Below are 17,078 nucleotides of genomic sequence, written 5' to 3' on the forward strand. Positions count from 1 at the left end.
ACGCTAAATAGGGCGAGTTTGGGGCCGTGGTTAGCTGTGAATGGGACGGACACTGCGGAGCTGGGAGATGACGTCGTCGGCGGTTGCCTCGATGCCTTCCTGGGTGTCAACGGTTAGTCCGGCCTCGTCGGCTTCAAGGGGCTCGAGGGTTTCCAGTTGGGAGCTGAGGAGTGTCGGGGGCATGAAGTGTCCGGGTCGGTGTGCCACCCGGCTTTCGAGAACGGGGAGATCGACGTTGAGTTGAACGAATGCCGCAGAGGGTGCTTTGGCCCTGATTGCGTCCCTGTAGGCGCGTTTGAGCGCCGAGCAAGCCACGACGATTCCATCGGTGTGGTCTGAGGCCAGCTCGGCCCCCACGAGTTCGAGCCAGGGCCACCGGTCCTCGTCGGTCAGCGGGTTACCTGCAGCCATCTTTGCGACGTTGGCGGGAGGGTGCAGCGAGTCGGAGTCGACGAATGTGGCGCCGAGCCGCAGGGCCAGCTCGGCACCTATCGCTGATTTTCCTGCCCCGCACACGCCCATCACAACAAGGACGGGACGCATCAGAGCGACCCCTGCTGTGTTGTTCCGGCGGGGATCGGCGAGAGCCGGGTGACCTCGACGGGTCCCTGCAGGAGGCCCTCAAGTGCGGCGTTGAGGCGTTTGACGGGCTCTCCTGCGCCGTGGGCGTCGAGCAGTTCGGCTGATTCCCACTTTTCGATCATGATGATCTGCCCGTTAGGTGCCTCATGGATGGCGTAGAGCTGGCATCCGGGCTCCTCGTGCACTTCGGCGATGGCGGGGGAGAGCGCGGAGGAAACCTGGTTGAACGCCCCGTCCTTGGGCGTGAATACGGCGGTAACAATAACGGTCATGGTGGTTTTCCTTATCGGGTAGGGGAGAGCAGCAGCGGTGCGCAGCTGCTGCGTGGGACGAAGTCGGCGTTGACTTCGATCGTGCGGGGGGCTGCGGGGAGTTTGCCCTGCATCCGTCCCAGCACCAGTTCCAGGGAGTGCACAGCGAGCATGTCGATGGGCTGGCGTATCGCGCTCAGGGGAGGGCTTGTCAGTTCCGTCCAAGGATTGTCGTCAAAGACGATGACCGAGAGATCGCCAGGAATGCTGGTGCCCATCTGCACGAGGCGACGCACTGAGCTCTGGACCTGTGCCGTGTTGGCCACAATGAGGCCGGTGGGGCGGTCGGGGAGGGCAAGAAGGGATCCGACGGCGTCACCTCCGCCGTCGCCACGGAACGGGACATCCCGCACCAACTGCGGGTCCACACTGATCGAGAAGTTTTCATGGGCGCTTTGGTAGCCCTGGATCCTCGACCGGCCCGTGGAGGTGCTGACGGGGCCGGAAATGAGGCCGATCCGCTTGTGGCCGAGGCCCAGCAGGTGTTCGGTGGCGCGGCGGGCGGAGCCCACGTTTTCAATGCTTACGACGTCGACACCTGAGAGTTCCGGGATGGTGCGGTCAACGAAGACCACGTTCACGCCCAGGGACTGCAGGCGTGCCCACTTTTCAACGTTCGCGCCGGTGGGTGTGGCGATGACTCCTCCTACGGATCGGTCCAGGAGGGTGTCGAGGGAGTCCGCCTCGAGGTGCGGGTCCTCCTGGGTGGTCATGACCATCACCTGCACGCCGTGGCCGCGGGCTTCCCAGACGATGCGGTCCGCGAGCTGTGCGAAGAAGGGGTTGGCCAGGTCTGCGACCACCAGCCCGATCGTGGGGGTGTGGCCGACGCTCAGTTCGCGGGCAGCGGCCCGGGGCCGGTACCCAAGCTCGTCGATGACCCTCAAGACCGTTTCGCGTTTGGCTGGCGCTACCGGACCTGACTCGGGGTTCAGGACACGGGATACGACCGAGACTGAGACTCCCGCTGTCGCCGCGACGTCGCGGATGGTGGGTGCTTTTTTCACTGCTCCTCCTCCTTGAGGTCATGGGCTGGTGGTTGGTCGCCTCAAGCTAATCATCGGCCCTGGGGCCGTGGCCCGAGAAACCATTGACTGCGTTTCGGTGTGACTGTTGACACAGCCTAACACCGACTGGTACAAATGTGGAACCGGTTCCACTCCGGTCATAAATTTCCAGTTTGCGACGACGAAGTTGCTCCACCGCTTTCGGTGGAGGGTCCTTCTCGATGCGGAACGTCAATCAGAGAGATCCCCATGAACCTCCATAAACTCCTTAGCGACCGCGAGCAGGAAGGCCGCCCCGTTCGCGTCGGACTCATCGGAGCCGGCCGCTATGGCACCATGTACCTGGCCCAGGCAAACAACATCCCCGGGATCCATGTGGTGGCGATCGCCGACATCAACGTCAAGCGTGCGGAAGGCGCATTCGATCTGGTCGGATGGCCCAAGGGCCAGATCGCGCCGGACGTCGCCTCGGCCCTGCGGGACCGCACCACGGCGATTATCGCCAACGCTGACGAGCTGTTTGATGTCGACATCGACGTCATCGTCGAAGCGACGGGCAACCCGATCGTCGGGGTCAAGCACGCATTGCGAGCCATTGAGACTAAGAAGCACATCATCATGGTCACGGTCGAGGCAGACGCCCTGGCCGGTCCTGCCCTGGCCAGGCGCGCAGAAGCTGCCGGCGTGGTGTACTCCATGGCGTACGGTGACCAACCGGCGCTGATCATGGAACTTGTCGACTGGGCCCGGACCAGCGGCTTTGACGTTGTCTGTGCCGGCAAGGGTGCAAAGTTCCTTGAGCACTATCACGAGATGAACCCTGACAACGTCTGGGAGAACTGGGAGTTCTCCAAGGAGCTGACCGACTCCGGGCAGCTGAACCCTTACATGCACACCTCTTTCCGTGACGGCACCAAAGCCTCAATTGAGATGGCCGCTGTTGCCAACGGCGCCGGACTGGTTCCCTCCGACACCGGACTGACGTTTACGCCGGGGGACGTCGAGCAGATCGCCACCATCTGCCGCCCTGCCGAGGTCGGCGGAGTCCTCGCCAACGGCGGGAGCGTCGAGGTCATGTCCAGCGTTGAGCGCGACGGCACTTGGATCCCTCACAACACGCAGGAGGGCGTGTTCGTGGTGGTCAAGGCCACGAACGACTACGTCTCCGGCTGCTTCACCGAGTACCCGTGGCACCCGGACCCCACCGGCCAGTACGCGGCGCTGTACCGCCCGTACCACTACGTGGGCCTGGAGCTGAATGTGTCCATCGCTAACGCTGCCCTCCGCGGGATCGCCACTGGTTCGCCGATCGGGTTCTTCGGCGACGTTGTGGCCACGGCGAAGAAGGACCTCAAGGCCGGTGAATTCCTTGACGGCGAAGGCGGGTACACGGTCTGGGGCCAGCTGGTGTCGGCCAAGCATTCCGTTGCTACCGGCGCCCTCCCTGTGGCTTTGGCCCACCACGTGGAACTGCGCAACGACATCGCCAAGGGCGGGATCGTCGGATGGGATGACGTCATCATGGACGACTCCCTCGCCCAGGCGCTGGAGCTCCGCCGGGAAACCGAGGCGCTCGTCTCCGAATCCGCGGTTACCGCCTGATCCTCCTCGCACCACACCGGGCGCGGCAATGAACAACAGTTGATGTCGTTCACGCCTCCGGACAAGACTCCTTCCAACGAAGAAAGGCATCACATGAATACCACCACCCGCGCCCTTACCGGAGTGCTGGCCTGCACACTGGCAGCCACCGTCCTCGCCGGATGCGCCGGCGGAGCCCCCTCCGGGGGCGGGGCTCCGCCGGCCAAGATCCAGCTCTCCATCCCTGACCCGCTCACGTCCTCCGTGGGCGTCTCGGCCCAGCACTTTGCTGACCAGGTCAAAAAGAGCTCCAACGGTTCCGTCACCGTCACGGTTGTTCCCAACGGAACGAGCTTCAGCGGAGACCAGAACGCTGCGGTGACACGCCTGCAGGGCGGTTCGCTGGACGCCCTGATCCTCTCGACCTCCGTGTATGCCGCCGTTGTGCCGGAAATGAACGCCATCAGCATCCCTTATCTCTTCAAGGACACCACCGAGGAGGCCGCCTTCCTGACGGGCGAGCCCGGCAAGGCCCTGAAAGAGAAACTGGCCGCGAAGGACACCGTCGCCCTCAGCTTCCTGACCCGGACCGGCCGCGAGATCACGAACTCCGTCCGCCCCATCGAGCAGCCCTCGGACCTCAAGGGCCTGAAGATCCGTGTCCCGGGCAACCCGCTGTGGACCGACTACTTCAGCAAGCTCGGTGCCAGCCCCACCACCATGGCATTCTCCGAGGTCTTCACCGGCCTGCAGACCGGAACCATCGATGGGCAGGAAAACCCCATCGAAGTACCATGGACCAACAAGTTCTCCGAGGTCCAGAAGTACGTCTCGCTGACCAACCACATCAACGACGCCTGGGTCCTGGCCCTGTCCTCCAAAAAGTGGGACACACTGTCCGAGGACCAGAAGAAGGCCCTCACCGCAGCCTCGGAAGAGACCGCCACCTTCAAGACCGGGTACGACGCCGAGCAGTCCAAGAAGCAGCTGGACGAGCTGAAAGCCAAGGGCATGCAGGCCAACGAGGTCAGCGCCTCGGGCCTCAAGGAATTCAAAGCCGCCTCTGAAAGCCTCTACCCGACATTCTCCACACTGATCGGCAAAGAGTTCTTCGATAAGGCCATCGCCTTCACCGCCAGCAAGTAGCACCCAAGGCCCGGGGAGCCCAGGCTCCCCGGGCCCGCCCAACACATCCCCGCTCTCAACGTCGACAGTCTGGAAAGCCATATGAAACACGTCATCACCCCCGAGGAGATTGAGGAGGTCATCCCCTCAGACGCCGAAGAGATCCTGCACCATGGCCACGTCCCGCCGCGCTGGAGCGGCGCTGTCTGGTTCGACAAAGCCCTCGAATGGATCGTGGGCGCGGCGATCATCGCCGAGCTCCTCGTCATCCTGCTCAACATCATGGTCCGGGTCGTTACGGGGGACTCGGTCCTCTGGACCCAGGAAGCATCCGAAATCGCGCTGCTGACCATCGCCTTCATCGGCGGTGCGATCGCCTACCCCAAGGGCGCGCACATGTCCGTCCAGGCACTCATCATGAGGCTCCCTGTGGCCTGGAAGCCCTACCTGGCTGCCCTCGTCGACTGCCTCGTCCTGGTCATGAGCGCCGGCACCTTCGCGCTCTTCGTCCCCACCCTGGTCCAGCAGATCGAGGAAAAGACGCCGATCCTGCAGCTGCCCGTGTTCTGGGTCTCCTTGCCCTTCTCGGTCGGCATGCTCCTCATCGCCTGGTTCGCCATCCTCAAACTGTCGCGCCAGGAACGCCGTCCCGTACTCGTTGCCGCGGGCATGACGGCAGTCCTGTTCGTCCTCGTCCTCCTGGCCCCGCCGCTCTTTTACTACGCCTCCCCGAACGTTCTCCTCGCAGTGGTCCTGGCCATCCTGTTCATCCTGCTTTTCCTGGGTCTGCCCATCGCCTTTGTTCTCGCCCTGGCCTCGGGAATCTATCTCTTCCTCGGCGGCATCTCCGAGGTCAGCGCCATCCCGATCGGCATGGCCTCCGGTGCCAAGGGCTTCGTCCTCCTCGCCATCCCGTTCTTCATCCTCGCCGGAACGGTCATGAACTCCGCCGGCCTGACCCTTCCCCTCGCCAGGCTCGTCGATGCACTCATCGGACACCTCCGTGGCGGACTCCTGCAGGTCGTCGTGGTCACGATGTACATCTTCTCCGGCATTTCCGGATCAAAAGTCGCAGACGTCGCAGCCGTCGGCACCACCATGCGCGGCATGCTCGAAGAGCGAAAGTACCCCCGCGGAGAAGTCGTCGCCGTCCTGTCGGCCTCTGCGATCATGGGCGAAACAATCCCGCCGAGCATCGTGCTGCTCATCCTGGGATCGATCACCACGATCTCTACCACCACCTTGTTCCTCGCCGGTTTCGTTCCTGCCGCGTTCCTGGCCCTGGTCGTCATGGCACTCGTCTTCCTCCGCGCACGCAAACAGGGCGGCATCGCCAGCCCGAAGGCTACCTGGAAGGCCCGCGGATCAGCCACCTTCTTCGCCATCCCCACACTGCTGCTCCCTGTCGGCATGGTGGTTGGAATCCTCAGCGGCTTCGCCACCCCCACCGAAGTGTCCTCCGTGGCCGTGGCGTACGCCTTCATCCTGGCCGCCGCTTATCGGCGCGGAAGCAAGCGCCTTCTCGGTGACACTCTGCGGGAAACCACTACGACGGCGGGCATGGTGCTGTTCATCATCGCCGCAGCCTCACCGCTGGCCCAGACCCTCGCCCTTGCCGGGGTGTCCCAGCAGATCCACGACCTCATGTCCGGACTCGGCGATTCACCGCTGCTCTTTATGCTGTTCACCATCGTGCTCCTGATCATCATGGGCCAGTTGCTCGAAGGCCTCCCGGCCGTCCTGATCTTCGCGCCGCTGCTTCTCCCGATCGCCATCGACTTCGGCGTCAACCCCGTGCAGTACGCCATGGTCCTCATCATCTCCATGGGCATCGGCTCGTTCGCGCCACCGGCCGGCGTTGGCTTCTACGTGGCCTGCGCAACAGCACACGAAACCGTGGAACGAAGCCTCAAACACTTCTGGCCATACCTCATCGCCGTGTTCCTCGGGCTACTCGTCCTCGCCGCCGTCCCGTGGTTCAGCACGTTCCTGCCCGCCCTCGCCGGACTTATCCCCTTCTAAGCCACATGACGACGCCGATACCTGAGCAGGCTCTACTGCCCGGCGCCCTTCGGTCCGTTGCCCTCCTGGGCACCGGACCGATGGGCGCCCCCATCGCACGAAACATCCTTGATCAAGGCGTTCCACTCACCCTGTGGAACCGCACCCCGGAAAAGGCCCGGGCGATTGAAGGCGGCACCCTCGCCACCACCCCTGCCGACGCAGCGAGGGACATCGTCCTTACTGTATTGCCTGATCTCCCCCAGCTCGAGGAGCTGCTGCACGGCGAGGACGGGCTCCTGCACGGATGGAAAGCTGCCGGAATCGAGGATCCAATCCTCGTGATCCACGGGACCGTATCACCGGTGGCCGTCGCAGCGTTTGCTGACGACTGCCAGCGCAACTGGGGGGTCGCCGTCGTCGACGCCCCCCTGAGCGGTGGAACCATAGGTGCTGAGGAAGGACGGCTGAGCATCATGGTCGGCGGGCCCCGGAACGCGGTGGAAATCGTGACACCTATCTTCGAGCTCTACAGCTCCACAGTGGTGTGGTTCGGCGAAACCGGTGCAGGGTCAACCGTGAAGGCCTGCAACCAGATCGTTGTCGCGGCTACCGTAACGGCCCTGGCCGAAGCCATGGCCCTCGCAGCCACAACAGGACTGGACCTGGCGAAGGTCCAGTCGGTGCTCGCCGGCGGCCTGGCCAACTCCGAGGTTCTCGCGCAAAAAGGACGACGATGGATCGACCAGGACTTCGAAGGCGGCGGATCAGCCAAAAACCAGCTGAAGGACCTCAGGTTCATCACTGAAATCGCAGGGCATAAGGGACTGCAACTCCCGCTGGCTGCGTGCCTTCAAAACGCGTTCGAAAACATGGTCGCGGCAGGTGAGGGCGACCTGGACCACACAGGGATCTACCGCACCATCCGCTCCTAAGCCCACGGCATTCCAGCTGGCCTTGCGGGCGCCGCTGTGCCGTGGACGACTTACTGGTTCACTGTGTGTCGGAGGAAGGTCCTTTTCTCGGTGCCATTCACCGGACAGGTTCTACGGGAAGGGAGTGTCGGCACCGGTCGAGGATGGGCCTCGTGGTGAACGTCGTAGACAAACAGGGCCAGTGTCTCCGGAGCTCTGCGACGGTGCGCCCTGGACCCAACAGCCGGGCGCGCCACCGGACGCCCAAACGGGTGCGAGCCCTGCGAGCATGCCTTTGCCCTGGTTCCCACGGATCCCGCCCAGGGCCGGCCCCTCGCCCTGCGCATCAGGAGAGCCACCGCCGGAAGTGACCGTGAACAGCGGTCCGCAGCCAGCAACCACCAGCACGGGCCGGCCACCAGCGGCGGACCGCCCGCCCTGAGAAACCACGGGCGCGCATAAACGAGAAGCACCCCTTACTCGCTTAAGTGAGTGGGTGCCTCGGTTGCCCGTTTATCTTTGGCCGATGGTCCCGACAGGACTGACATTCCTGTTCGCGGGAAATTGGAGAAAGCGTCTGCTCAAGCGCCTGGGGTAAGGTACTGGAGCCAACCCGCAGATGAGCATTACATGATCCAGAAATCCTTGAATTCCCCGGTGGCAGGAGAACTCGTTTCCTCCACCTTATCCACCCGCCCTGGCGTCCTGTCCGACCTCAGCCAGTTCCGAAACTGCAGCACGAAGTGCTGTGGACCCTCTACGACGACGGCAACGCTTCCGTCGTCGTTGTTGCTCACCGTTCCAATTAGGCCAAGTTCCTTAGCCTCCCGTTGCGTCCAGTACCGGAAACCTACCGCCTGGACGATACCCTCAACCCTCGCCGTCAGCCGCACGTTCTCAGCGGAGGAGTTCTGATCTGGCATGTTTATCATCCCTCCGTTGGTGGCAAGGTCCAGAATGATAGCGCCCCTGAGCACGTCAGCTACGCCGTTTGTTCCGGCCCGGGAAGCATTTGAGTATTGCATTCGCTTAACTTTCTGATTGTGATTTGGTTGGGCGGCCGGAAATGCGTCACCAACGGGAATACTGGTCGACTCACCCATTTTCGGTCGAGGCAACCGGTCCGGACTGGGGTGGTCTTCAATTTGGCTAACTCCTCGACCTCTCTTCTGCCTGGAATAATGTTCTACTGTTGTACGATTCGTGTATGCGTCTTACTGATCACATCGATATCACTGGGACGAGTGTGAGCCAGAAGGTGGCAGACGGGCTGGTCCGGATGATTCTGGACGGCACCTTGAAGCCTGGAGAGCGGGTACGCGAAGCGGCGATCGCCACTGATCTTGGCCTGTCGAGGAACACCGTCCGCGAAGCGGTCCGCCTGCTGGAGAATACGGGTCTCGTGCGCTACATCTTCAATAAGGGCCTGGTGATCTGGAACCCCGTCGATGCTGACGTGATCGATGTCTACAGAGCCCGGCTGCAGCTGGAGCTGGCGGCGGTGTCGTCCGTGGACGACGCCACCGATTTGTCATCCGTTTACGAGGCGTTTGAGCAATTCCTGGAGGCGCTCAAGACTCATGATGCGCGGACCATCGTTGAGGCGGACCTTGCCATCCACCAAGCCATTGTCGGGCTGATGGGCAGTGAGAGGCTCAACGGTTATTATGCCCAGCTAATGAATGAACTCCGGTACTTTCTGCTGGTGCTATCAATCGGCCACCGGGAATACGAGGTCACCACCGACCTGGAAGAAGAGCATCGGGCCATTATCGATGCCCTCACAGTTAGGGATCCGGCACATGCCCGCGAAATCCTGGGAAAGATCATAGAGGAAAACCGCGACGCGGTCCAAGAGATCCTGAAGAAGCGGACTAAGTCGTAGACCGTCCGCTTCTTCAGGTTTGCTATCTACCGTCAACAGCGCCGACTCCACATCCCGGCCGAGTCCGATGGTTTCGAACTAGCGCAGAACTGCTTTCATCACGATCTCCATGTTTTCAAGCAGCCGGTCAGCGTCCGCGATGGAGAACGGAAGCGGGGGGCGCACCTTGAGGGTATTTCCCTCGGACCCAGAAGCTGAGATGAGCACGCGCCTGTCGCGCATGGCGTTGACGATGGCCAAGGCGGAGTCACCGTCGGGAACATTGCTGGTTCGGTCATTGACGATGTCGACGCCGATGAAGAGACCCGCCCCACGGACTTCGGCGACCTGCTCGTAGCGGGCCGACAGTGTGCGGATGTTCTCAAGCATGTACTCCCCGACGCGGCGGGCGTTGCCCATCAGGTCCTCGTCCCTCATCACATCCAGGGTCGCCTGTGCGGCTGCGATGGAGACCGAGTTGCCGCCGTAGGTGTTGAAGTAGCGGATGTTACGTCCGAACTCTTCGAGAAGCTCAGGTCGGAAGACGGCGGCGGCAACCGGGATGCCATTGCCCATGGGCTTGCCGGTGGTCATGATGTCGGGAACGATGCCGTGGCGCTGGAATCCCCACCAGGCATCGCCCGTACGGCCGAATCCGGGCTGGACCTCGTCCGCGATGTAAAGGCCGCCGGCCGCGTGGACCTCCTCGATGATCGGCCGCAGAAAGCCTGCCGGGTCACTAAAGATGCCGTCGGAGGAGAAAATCGAATCGGCGATGAACGCGGCCACACCGATGCCATGGCGAGCGAGATCGGCGATGGCTGCCCGCACCTCCTGGCGGAGGTGCTCGACGATTCCTTGACCGCTACCGAACCTGAGGTTGTCAGGGGCTGTGATCATGCGTACGTTATGCCCCAGCGGCACCCCGACACCAAGCGAGGGCGAGAAGGAGGAAACATCCGCGGTTAAGCCGTGGTAAGCACCCGAGGTGACGATTACGCCCTTGTTGCCGGTGGCGTACCGGGCGACTCTCATCGCCAGGTCATTGGCTTCCGAACCTGTGCAGGTGAACATCACATGAGCAAGCTCCCTCGGCAGCGTATCGAGGAGATCACGCGAGTACGTCAGGATCGATTCCTGTAGGTAGCGTGTGTTGGTGTTGAGGGTTGCAAGCTGGCGACTGACAGCATCAACGACCCGGGGATGGCAGTGGCCGACGCTCGCGACATTGTTGTAGACGTCAAGGTAGTCATTACCATCCGCATCAAACAGCAACGTTCCTTGTCCCCGGACGATCTCAACTGGGTTCTTATAGAAGAGGCGGTATCCGGGTCCCAGAAGGTCCTCGCGGCGTCTGATCTGATCTTGTGTACGCGCCGGTAGCGAGTTCATCTCGGCTCCATCAAAGCCGTTGACCATGGGTTGGGAAGGCTTGATCTTCGTATGTGCAGCCATATCCAGTCCTTTCAGTGGGAGGGCGAAAAAGTGTCGTTGTGGATGGCGGATCGGACCAGGTCTGAGGGAACAGCCATGGCAGCGTACAGTCGCTCCCAATCGCCGGCGGAGTGGGAAAGCAGATAGTCACGGCTGTCTGGGGAGTTGGAGGCGCGCCACTCTGCGAGGAGTGCCCGGAGCAGCAGCCTTGCCGGTGCAGCGATAGAGAGCAGCGCCGCTTCATTCGGTTCGAGCGGGTACTCACTGCGATAGCCGGCGAGTACGTCAAGGGCGTGCCTCCATGGCTCCTGGGGGTCCACTCCGAGCTGGTTGGCCATGGCGACGCTGACGTCGAAGATGACGGGGCTGCGAACCGTGTCGCCGAAATCTATGATCCCGACAACGTAGTCCTCAGAGTTGGCATTGACGACTACATTGAACGGACTGAAATCCCCATGGAGGGCTTGGGACCGCAGTGAATTCATCAGCGGAGCCACCGCGTTCTCGAAGTGGTCGAATATTGATTCTGCGATCGCCAGCTTGCGTGGGTCGACAAGGAGCCCCAGCAGGCCCCTCAGGCGGTGGAAATGCTTCAGGTCCCAGATGAGCAGACGATCATCATGATCGTGAGAGAAATCCTTGAGTGCCTTGTCCAGGCGTGCCAGGGTCTTGCCCACTTGCCGAAGTTGGGCGCTCGACGGATCCTCGCCTTTGAGAAGGTCTCCTCGCATGTACTTCATCACGCGCAAAATGCGCAGGGTACCCGACGTCGGATCGGCTAACCGGGTCTCAAGTTTCCCGAACCTATTACCGATGAGCGTTTGTACGGGCAGCCCGGGCGCTCGGTCCGCTGCGAAGGTCATCGCGCTCGACTGAAGGTTCACGACCCCAGCGGCCTCGCCGGGAGCAGAAATCTTGACCAGGTATTCACCGCCGACTGTCGTGAGGTGGAACGTGTCGTCCTTCTCGGTCGGGATCCGTTTGAGGTCGCCGCGAATGTCGTAGTGCGTGAGCAGGGCTTCCGATGCGGTCTCAGGGGTGATGGCTTCGTGGACAACAGCCAGGCCGGAAGATAGGGCCGCTGCGTCAACGAAGCCGCAGTCCTTAAGCACGTTCACTCCTCAAGGCCGGCGGAGAGATACTTCGCCTCTTGGTAGCCGGGCATTCCCTCTGAGCGCTCGACCTGTTGTTTCCTGAAGGCAACGGACGGCGAAATGGCTCTGAAAACCTCCATGATCAGCCGCGACGGGCTGTTACTAGCAATGGTCACAACGGAATCTCCTTGCTGGAAAAAGGGACGCGACAGAACATCTTGCACCAAAGTGTTCTACATTAGAACACCATAGCAGTTTTGGTGGAGTTTGACTACAAAGTGTTCTACAGTAGGGCATATAGTGCTGATGGCAGTTTGGAGTTCCAGAAACTTACGGAACTCGGCAGTTCGCGCACTCCCGCCCCAGCAAGGGCAGCTCAAATGCAAATTCCCAACGAACGGACGAATCATGGCAGACACGAACTTCCGGCCGAAGTACATCTCTTTTGATATCTACGGCACTCTCATCAACTTCGACATTGACCCCACCACGCGCCGCCTGCTTGATGGCCGCATCTCTGAAGAGCAGTGGCCGACCTTCAAGAAGCAGTTCCGCGGCTACCGGTTCGACGAAGTCCTTGGCGACTACAAGCCCTACGAGCAGATCCTCCAGGATTCCTTTGACCGCGTGTGCAAGCGCTGGGGCATTGGGCCCACCGAAGGCGCCGGCGCAGAATTCGCCGAGGCTGTCCGCGGCTGGGTTGCGCACGAGGACGTGCCGGCTCCGCTGAAGCTCATGGGCGACAACTACAAGCTCGTGGCTCTGTCCAACGCGGACACCAGCTTCCTGGACATCAGCATTCCCAAGCTCGGCGCTGACTTCCACGCCGTCTTCACCGCTGAGCAGGCCCAGGCCTACAAGCCTCGCTACCAGGCTTTCGAGTACATGCTGGACACCCTGAACGCGAAGCCGGAGGACTTCCTGCACGTGTCCTCGCACACCCGCTACGACATGCACCCGATGCACGACATGGGCTTCCGGAACCTCTGGATGCTGGACCGTGGCTATGACCCCATTGGCCCGGGCTACGACCTCAACACCGCTAAGTCCCTGGACGAGATTAACAAGCACCTCGGTCTCTAAAGGACTCATCAACAGGAAGCTCCAGCCTGTCCTCCGCTGTCCACGGTTGGGGTCAATTCGAGTTTTCCACGGCTGGAATTGGGGGCCGGCGGGGTAGCTCCCCGGTCGCCGTAGCGGTGGATAACCCTATTGAATTGCCCCCTGCTGTGGGCAGCGAAACCGTGTTTTCAGTGCCATCGGAAACCGCCTTAGTCTGAAGTGCAGCAACGGTTTGGAGGGAAGCAAAGCGGCGTGCTTGGCCATCTCGGAGCCACGGTCACACGTCACGGTCCTCTGCAACGTGGCCGGCAGGACTCCTAGGGCCTCAATGGCCTGCTTCTTCCCTGGTAGCGATGTGGGCTGGGCGGTCACCTATCTTCAGCGCATCAGCAATGTATGGGCGTGCTTCACCTTGGTCCCGGACCGCGGCCGCCGGCTGAACTTACCCGATCGCAGCAGCCGAGCAGCCCCGTTGGAAGCACGGCCCGGCAGACCTGCTGAGGGCTCCACCGCTTTGACAGGCACTCCACAACATAATCCCGCAGCTCGTCGTCGCCGGCAAGCTTGGCCTCGGCCTTCTCTTCTGTGCCATTTTTTGGGCGCGGAACGGAGGATAGCGACGTGAATCGGGACGATTCCGGGCTAACTCGCTGCTGATTGTGGACGGCGGCTGGACCCACCTGTCGCAGGAACCGCCTTACCAGGCCTCGGATCCAAGCCTTGCTGCACCAAGCCCTCCACCCCGTTGCGGCCATGCAACCACCGATGGCCCGTGTTGGGGTTGATCCCAAGAATCTTGCATGCTGCCCGGTGGAGTGCCCTTCTTTCATGAGCTGAACCTACAAGGGCCTCTTCTCAACCAAGCCCGGAGGCCCCATTTTCCTCGATCGGCGCGTCGAACTGCGCATGAATCAACACCACTTTCCGTCGGTGTTGCGAGGTTTGTGAGAAACCGCCAGGTCTCGGTGATGCCGTTGGTCTGGTGTCCGCCCTTGGATTCATCCCTTGCCGGTGCAGTTGCTGACTGGCTGGAATCGGATGAGGGCGCTGTGGTCGCGGAATTCGCGGAAGGGTAGAGACGGCAAGGCCCCGCCTCCGATGGCGCGGCGGCCAAAGTATGCCGGCCGCGCCATCCTGACGAAGGTGGACGGCATCGAGGCGTCCGGTGACGGCTCATCGGTCGGCGGCTCTGGCCAGTTCCTGGGTGCGGCTACGCGGGTGCCAGTGCCCGGACGGAGTTCCGTTCCACAGTGGGGCAGTAGATCTTTTCGGGGCCATGGCCCTGCGCTTCGTCAAGGCCCAGCAGCATTCTTACTCCCGCCGCGCCGAGTTCGTAGTGGGGGAGGGACACTGTGGAAAGCGGAGGTCGGAGGTGGGCGGCGATGACTTCCTGGTTGTCGAACCCCACCACGGCGATGTCGTCCGGGATCGAGAGGCCTTGCTCGCGCAGCCCGTCGTACAGTCCCATTGCCATTCGGTCGTTGTAGCAATAAACGGCTGTGACGTCGAGTTTGAGCAGCGCCTCGGTCGCTCCGTACCCGCCTTCCTGGTCCGGATAGGCCTCCAGGACCAGGCCTTCGTCAAAGGGGATTCCCTCAGCATCGAGCGCTTCCCTGTAGCCCTGGAGCCGTCCGTCCTTCGCCGGGGCGGGGATGGTGGCATTGATGAAGGCGATCCGGCGGTGGCCGTGCTTCAGCAGCACCTCTGTGGCCGAGCGGCCACCCTGGACTTCGTCCGGAACGACAGCCCGGGCGCCGGGTTCTTCGGCAAAGCAGTTGACCAGGACGAAGTCAGATTCCCGGAGCGAGTCCGGAACGTCCGTGGCGCGGTGGAACCAGGTCGAGTAGAGGATGCCGCGGACCTTGTACTCGAGCATCATGGCAATGGCGTCCGTCTCGAGCTCACGGTTGCCTTCGGTGTTGGCGATGAGGAGGGCGTATCCGTGCTTCCAGGCTTCATCCTGGGCGCCGTGGATGATCTGGCCGGCGAACGGGGTGGTAGCAATGGCGTCGGCGACCAGTCCAATGAACCGGGAACTGCCGCTGACGAGGTTTTGGGCCATGGCGTTGGGCCGGTAACCCAGGTCCCGGATCGCGTCGTGGACCCGCTTGCGGGTCTCGTCGGAAATCCGGGCGGTCTTCTTCTTGTTCACGACCAGTGAAACAGTGGCCGTGGATACCCCGGCCGCTTCGGCTACCTGCCGCAGGGTGACGGGCTGGGCGCGCCGGGTTTGTTGCGGGGCAGCCGCCGATGGCGTACCCGAAGCATTCTCCTGCGAAATCATCTGCCCTCCGTCAGGAGTATATCGGCCTGTCATCCCTTGGTCGCCCCGCTTTCCAGGCCCTGGATCATTGCCTTGTTGAGCACGAGGAAGACCAGGAGCAGGGGCGTGATCGTGACGCAGACGGCAGCAAACGTGGCTGTCCAGTCCGTTTTCCCCATCGCGCCGATGTAGTTCTGCAGGCCCAGCGGGATGGTCTTCAGTTCCTCGGAGAGGACGAAGGTGTTGGCGAAGATGAAGTCGTTCCAGATGAAAATGCTGTTGACCAGCACGACTGTCACGACGGTGTTGACGGAGAGGGGGAGGGTGATCAGTCCGAAGATCCGGTACGGCCCTGCCCCGTCGAGCGATGCAGCCTCATACGTTTCCCGGGGGATGTACTCAAAGAATGACGAGAACAGATAAATCGACATCGGCAGGGCGAAACCGGCCAGCGGAATGATCATCGACGGGTAGGTGTCGAGCAGGTTGATACTCGCGTAATCGATGAAGAGCGGTACGAGTGCGATCTGCACGGGCACGATGATGCCGATCAGGAATATGCTGCGGACGATCTTGCTGAACCGGAAGCCGAGGACCTGCAGGGCGTAGGCGGCCATCATGCCCAGGAGCACAATCAGGAGGTTGGCGCCCATGGTGACGATGAAACTGTTGAGGATGTTCATTCCGAGGTTGCCGGTCTCGAAGGCGCGGGCGTAGTTCTCGAACGTGATCGCCTTGGGGAGGGCGAACGGGTCGCCGGTCGCGAAGTCATGTTCGGTGCGCAGGCTGGTGATGAACAGCCACGCCAGAGGGTAGACCTGCACGATGACGATGAGGGCAATGATCACCCTCGACAGCGTCCCGTGGAAACTGGTCGGCCGCCGTCTGCGGACCGGCGGCAGGTCCTCGGATGGTGCGGTGACGGGCCGGGTAACTGGAGCTGCTGGCGCGGTCATGCGTCCGCCTTTCGTTTGAGCATGAAGAGGATGAGTCCGACGGCGACCAGGCACTCGATGACGATGAAGACGGCGATGGTACTGGCGTAGCCGAAGTCGGTGCTGGTGAATGCGGTCTTGTACATGTAGGTGGTCAGCAGCTCGGATGACTGTCCGGGGCCGCCGTTGGTCATGAGGTACGGGATGTCGAACCCGCGCAGGCCGTACGTTGTCGCCATGATCGTGGTGGTGATCCAGACAGGCATGATGTGCGGGAAGCGGATCTTGGTGAACAGTTGCCACCGGGACGCGCCGTCCAGGCGGGCGGCTTCCTCAAGTTCCTGCGGGACGGACAGCAGTGCCGCGTAGATGATGAGCATGTAGAGCCCTGTGAACCGCCATCCCTCGGGGGCCGATACCGCGGCGAGCACGGTGTTGATGTCAGAGAGCCAGGGCCGTTCGAGGGCGCCGAGGCCGATCCAGTGCAGGAGCTGGTTGAGGAGACTCACCGGTTCGATCGAGTAGATCCGCACGAAGAGGAACGCGATGGCCACGGTGGAGATCACCGCCGGCAGCAGGTAGAGGGTTTTGATCAGCTCGCGGCCGCGCCGCATGGAGGTGAGGAGGCTTGCCACGAGCAGGGCGCCGCCAAGCTGGAGGACCAGGCAGATGGCGAGATAGCCGAGGGCGTTGAAGAACGAGCGCCAGAAGATGTCGTCTCCGGTGAGCATCCGTACGTAGTTGGCGAGCCCCACGAACTCCATGTCGCTGATGCCGTTCCAGGAGAAGAAGCTCAGGAACAGCGACTGCATGATTGGGAACAGGACGGCGATGCCGTACAGCAGCAGGGGCGGGAGCAGGAAGACCAGGACTGAGAGTCGTGACCTGTTGGGAAGCATGGCTGG

At 62.1% G+C, this 17,078-nt stretch carries 16 protein-coding genes; 6 read left to right on the forward strand and 10 right to left on the reverse strand.

The window, feature by feature from the left end; translation table 11 throughout:
* Positions 1-30: 30 nt before the first annotated feature.
* From ABV518_RS09260 to ABV518_RS09270, 3 genes are read right to left on the reverse strand one after another with little or no spacing between them, the layout of a single operon-like run.
* Entirely contained in the window at positions 31-543 is a 513-nt protein-coding gene (locus tag ABV518_RS09260; RefSeq protein WP_367766676.1) for a gluconokinase, read from the reverse strand.
* Positions 543-854, reverse strand: coding sequence for a putative quinol monooxygenase (locus tag ABV518_RS09265; RefSeq protein ID WP_367766678.1), 312 nt, complete (start codon positions 852-854; stop codon positions 543-545). The genes ABV518_RS09260 and ABV518_RS09265 overlap by 1 nt, the downstream gene beginning before the upstream one ends.
* A gap of 11 nt (positions 855-865) precedes the next feature.
* Entirely contained in the window at positions 866-1,900 is a 1,035-nt protein-coding gene (locus ABV518_RS09270) for a LacI family DNA-binding transcriptional regulator (protein WP_367766680.1), read from the reverse strand.
* A 249-nt stretch (positions 1,901-2,149) separates the two neighbouring features.
* Here ABV518_RS09270 and ABV518_RS09275 point away from each other — a divergent pair, with 249 nt between their 5' ends.
* The 4 genes from ABV518_RS09275 to ABV518_RS09290 all read left to right on the forward strand — a co-directional run bounded on the left by ABV518_RS09275 (position 2,150) and on the right by ABV518_RS09290 (position 7,542).
* Positions 2,150-3,502, forward strand: a complete 1,353-nt coding sequence (locus ABV518_RS09275) for an NAD(P)H-dependent oxidoreductase (protein WP_367766681.1) — start codon at positions 2,150-2,152, stop codon at positions 3,500-3,502.
* Between the two features lie 93 nt (positions 3,503-3,595).
* Entirely contained in the window at positions 3,596-4,627 is a 1,032-nt protein-coding gene (locus tag ABV518_RS09280) for a DctP family TRAP transporter solute-binding subunit (RefSeq protein WP_367766682.1), read from the forward strand.
* 81 nt (positions 4,628-4,708) lie between these two features.
* The gene (locus tag ABV518_RS09285) at positions 4,709-6,628 is read left to right on the forward strand and encodes a TRAP transporter large permease subunit (RefSeq protein ID WP_367766683.1); all 1,920 of its coding nucleotides are present in this window, start codon (positions 4,709-4,711) and stop codon (positions 6,626-6,628) included.
* Between the two features lie 5 nt (positions 6,629-6,633).
* Positions 6,634-7,542, forward strand: coding sequence for an NAD(P)-dependent oxidoreductase (locus ABV518_RS09290; protein WP_367766684.1), 909 nt, complete (start codon positions 6,634-6,636; stop codon positions 7,540-7,542).
* Between the two features lie 605 nt (positions 7,543-8,147).
* Here ABV518_RS09290 and ABV518_RS09295 read toward each other — a convergent pair.
* The gene (locus ABV518_RS09295; RefSeq protein ID WP_367766685.1) at positions 8,148-8,546 is read right to left on the reverse strand and encodes an acylphosphatase; all 399 of its coding nucleotides are present in this window, start codon (positions 8,544-8,546) and stop codon (positions 8,148-8,150) included.
* Between the two features lie 182 nt (positions 8,547-8,728).
* Between ABV518_RS09295 and ABV518_RS09300 the strand changes: the two genes are divergently transcribed.
* A complete protein-coding gene (locus ABV518_RS09300) occupies positions 8,729-9,406 on the forward strand; it encodes a GntR family transcriptional regulator (protein WP_367766686.1) in 678 nt (225 codons plus the stop codon).
* Positions 9,407-9,484: 78 nt separating this feature from the next.
* On the opposite strand, the gene ABV518_RS09305 is transcribed toward ABV518_RS09300, so the two are convergent.
* Genes ABV518_RS09305 through ABV518_RS09315 form a run of 3 tightly spaced genes read right to left on the reverse strand, consistent with a single transcriptional unit; the run spans position 9,485 to position 12,089 of the window.
* Positions 9,485-10,840 carry an aspartate aminotransferase family protein gene (locus ABV518_RS09305; RefSeq protein WP_367766687.1) on the reverse strand — a complete coding sequence of 452 codons (1,356 nt, stop codon included), beginning with the start codon at positions 10,838-10,840 and terminating at the stop codon, positions 9,485-9,487.
* A gap of 11 nt (positions 10,841-10,851) precedes the next feature.
* On the reverse strand, positions 10,852-11,931 hold the full coding sequence (locus tag ABV518_RS09310; protein ID WP_367766688.1) for a phosphotransferase: 1,080 nt from the start codon (positions 11,929-11,931) through the stop codon (positions 10,852-10,854).
* A 2-nt stretch (positions 11,932-11,933) separates the two neighbouring features.
* Positions 11,934-12,089: a hypothetical protein gene (locus ABV518_RS09315; protein ID WP_367766689.1), complete on the reverse strand. Its 156-nt coding sequence runs from the start codon at positions 12,087-12,089 to the stop codon at positions 11,934-11,936.
* Positions 12,090-12,321: 232 nt separating this feature from the next.
* Between ABV518_RS09315 and ABV518_RS09320 the strand changes: the two genes are divergently transcribed.
* Positions 12,322-12,996 (forward strand): haloacid dehalogenase type II, encoded by a 675-nt coding sequence (locus ABV518_RS09320; protein ID WP_367766690.1) that lies wholly within the window; start codon positions 12,322-12,324, stop codon positions 12,994-12,996.
* Positions 12,997-14,185: 1,189 nt separating this feature from the next.
* Here ABV518_RS09320 and ABV518_RS09325 read toward each other — a convergent pair.
* From ABV518_RS09325 to ABV518_RS09335, 3 genes are read right to left on the reverse strand one after another with little or no spacing between them, the layout of a single operon-like run.
* The gene (locus ABV518_RS09325; RefSeq protein ID WP_367766691.1) at positions 14,186-15,259 is read right to left on the reverse strand and encodes a LacI family DNA-binding transcriptional regulator; all 1,074 of its coding nucleotides are present in this window, start codon (positions 15,257-15,259) and stop codon (positions 14,186-14,188) included.
* Positions 15,260-15,288: 29 nt separating this feature from the next.
* On the reverse strand, positions 15,289-16,194 hold the full coding sequence (locus ABV518_RS09330) for a carbohydrate ABC transporter permease (protein ID WP_367766692.1): 906 nt from the start codon (positions 16,192-16,194) through the stop codon (positions 15,289-15,291).
* Positions 16,191-17,072, reverse strand: a complete 882-nt coding sequence (locus ABV518_RS09335; protein ID WP_367766693.1) for a carbohydrate ABC transporter permease — start codon at positions 17,070-17,072, stop codon at positions 16,191-16,193. The genes ABV518_RS09330 and ABV518_RS09335 overlap by 4 nt, the downstream gene beginning before the upstream one ends.
* Positions 17,073-17,078 lie beyond the last annotated feature (6 nt).

The sequence above is a fragment of the Arthrobacter sp. HS15c genome (assembly GCF_040812005.1).
Taxonomy (GTDB): domain Bacteria; phylum Actinomycetota; class Actinomycetes; order Actinomycetales; family Micrococcaceae; genus Arthrobacter.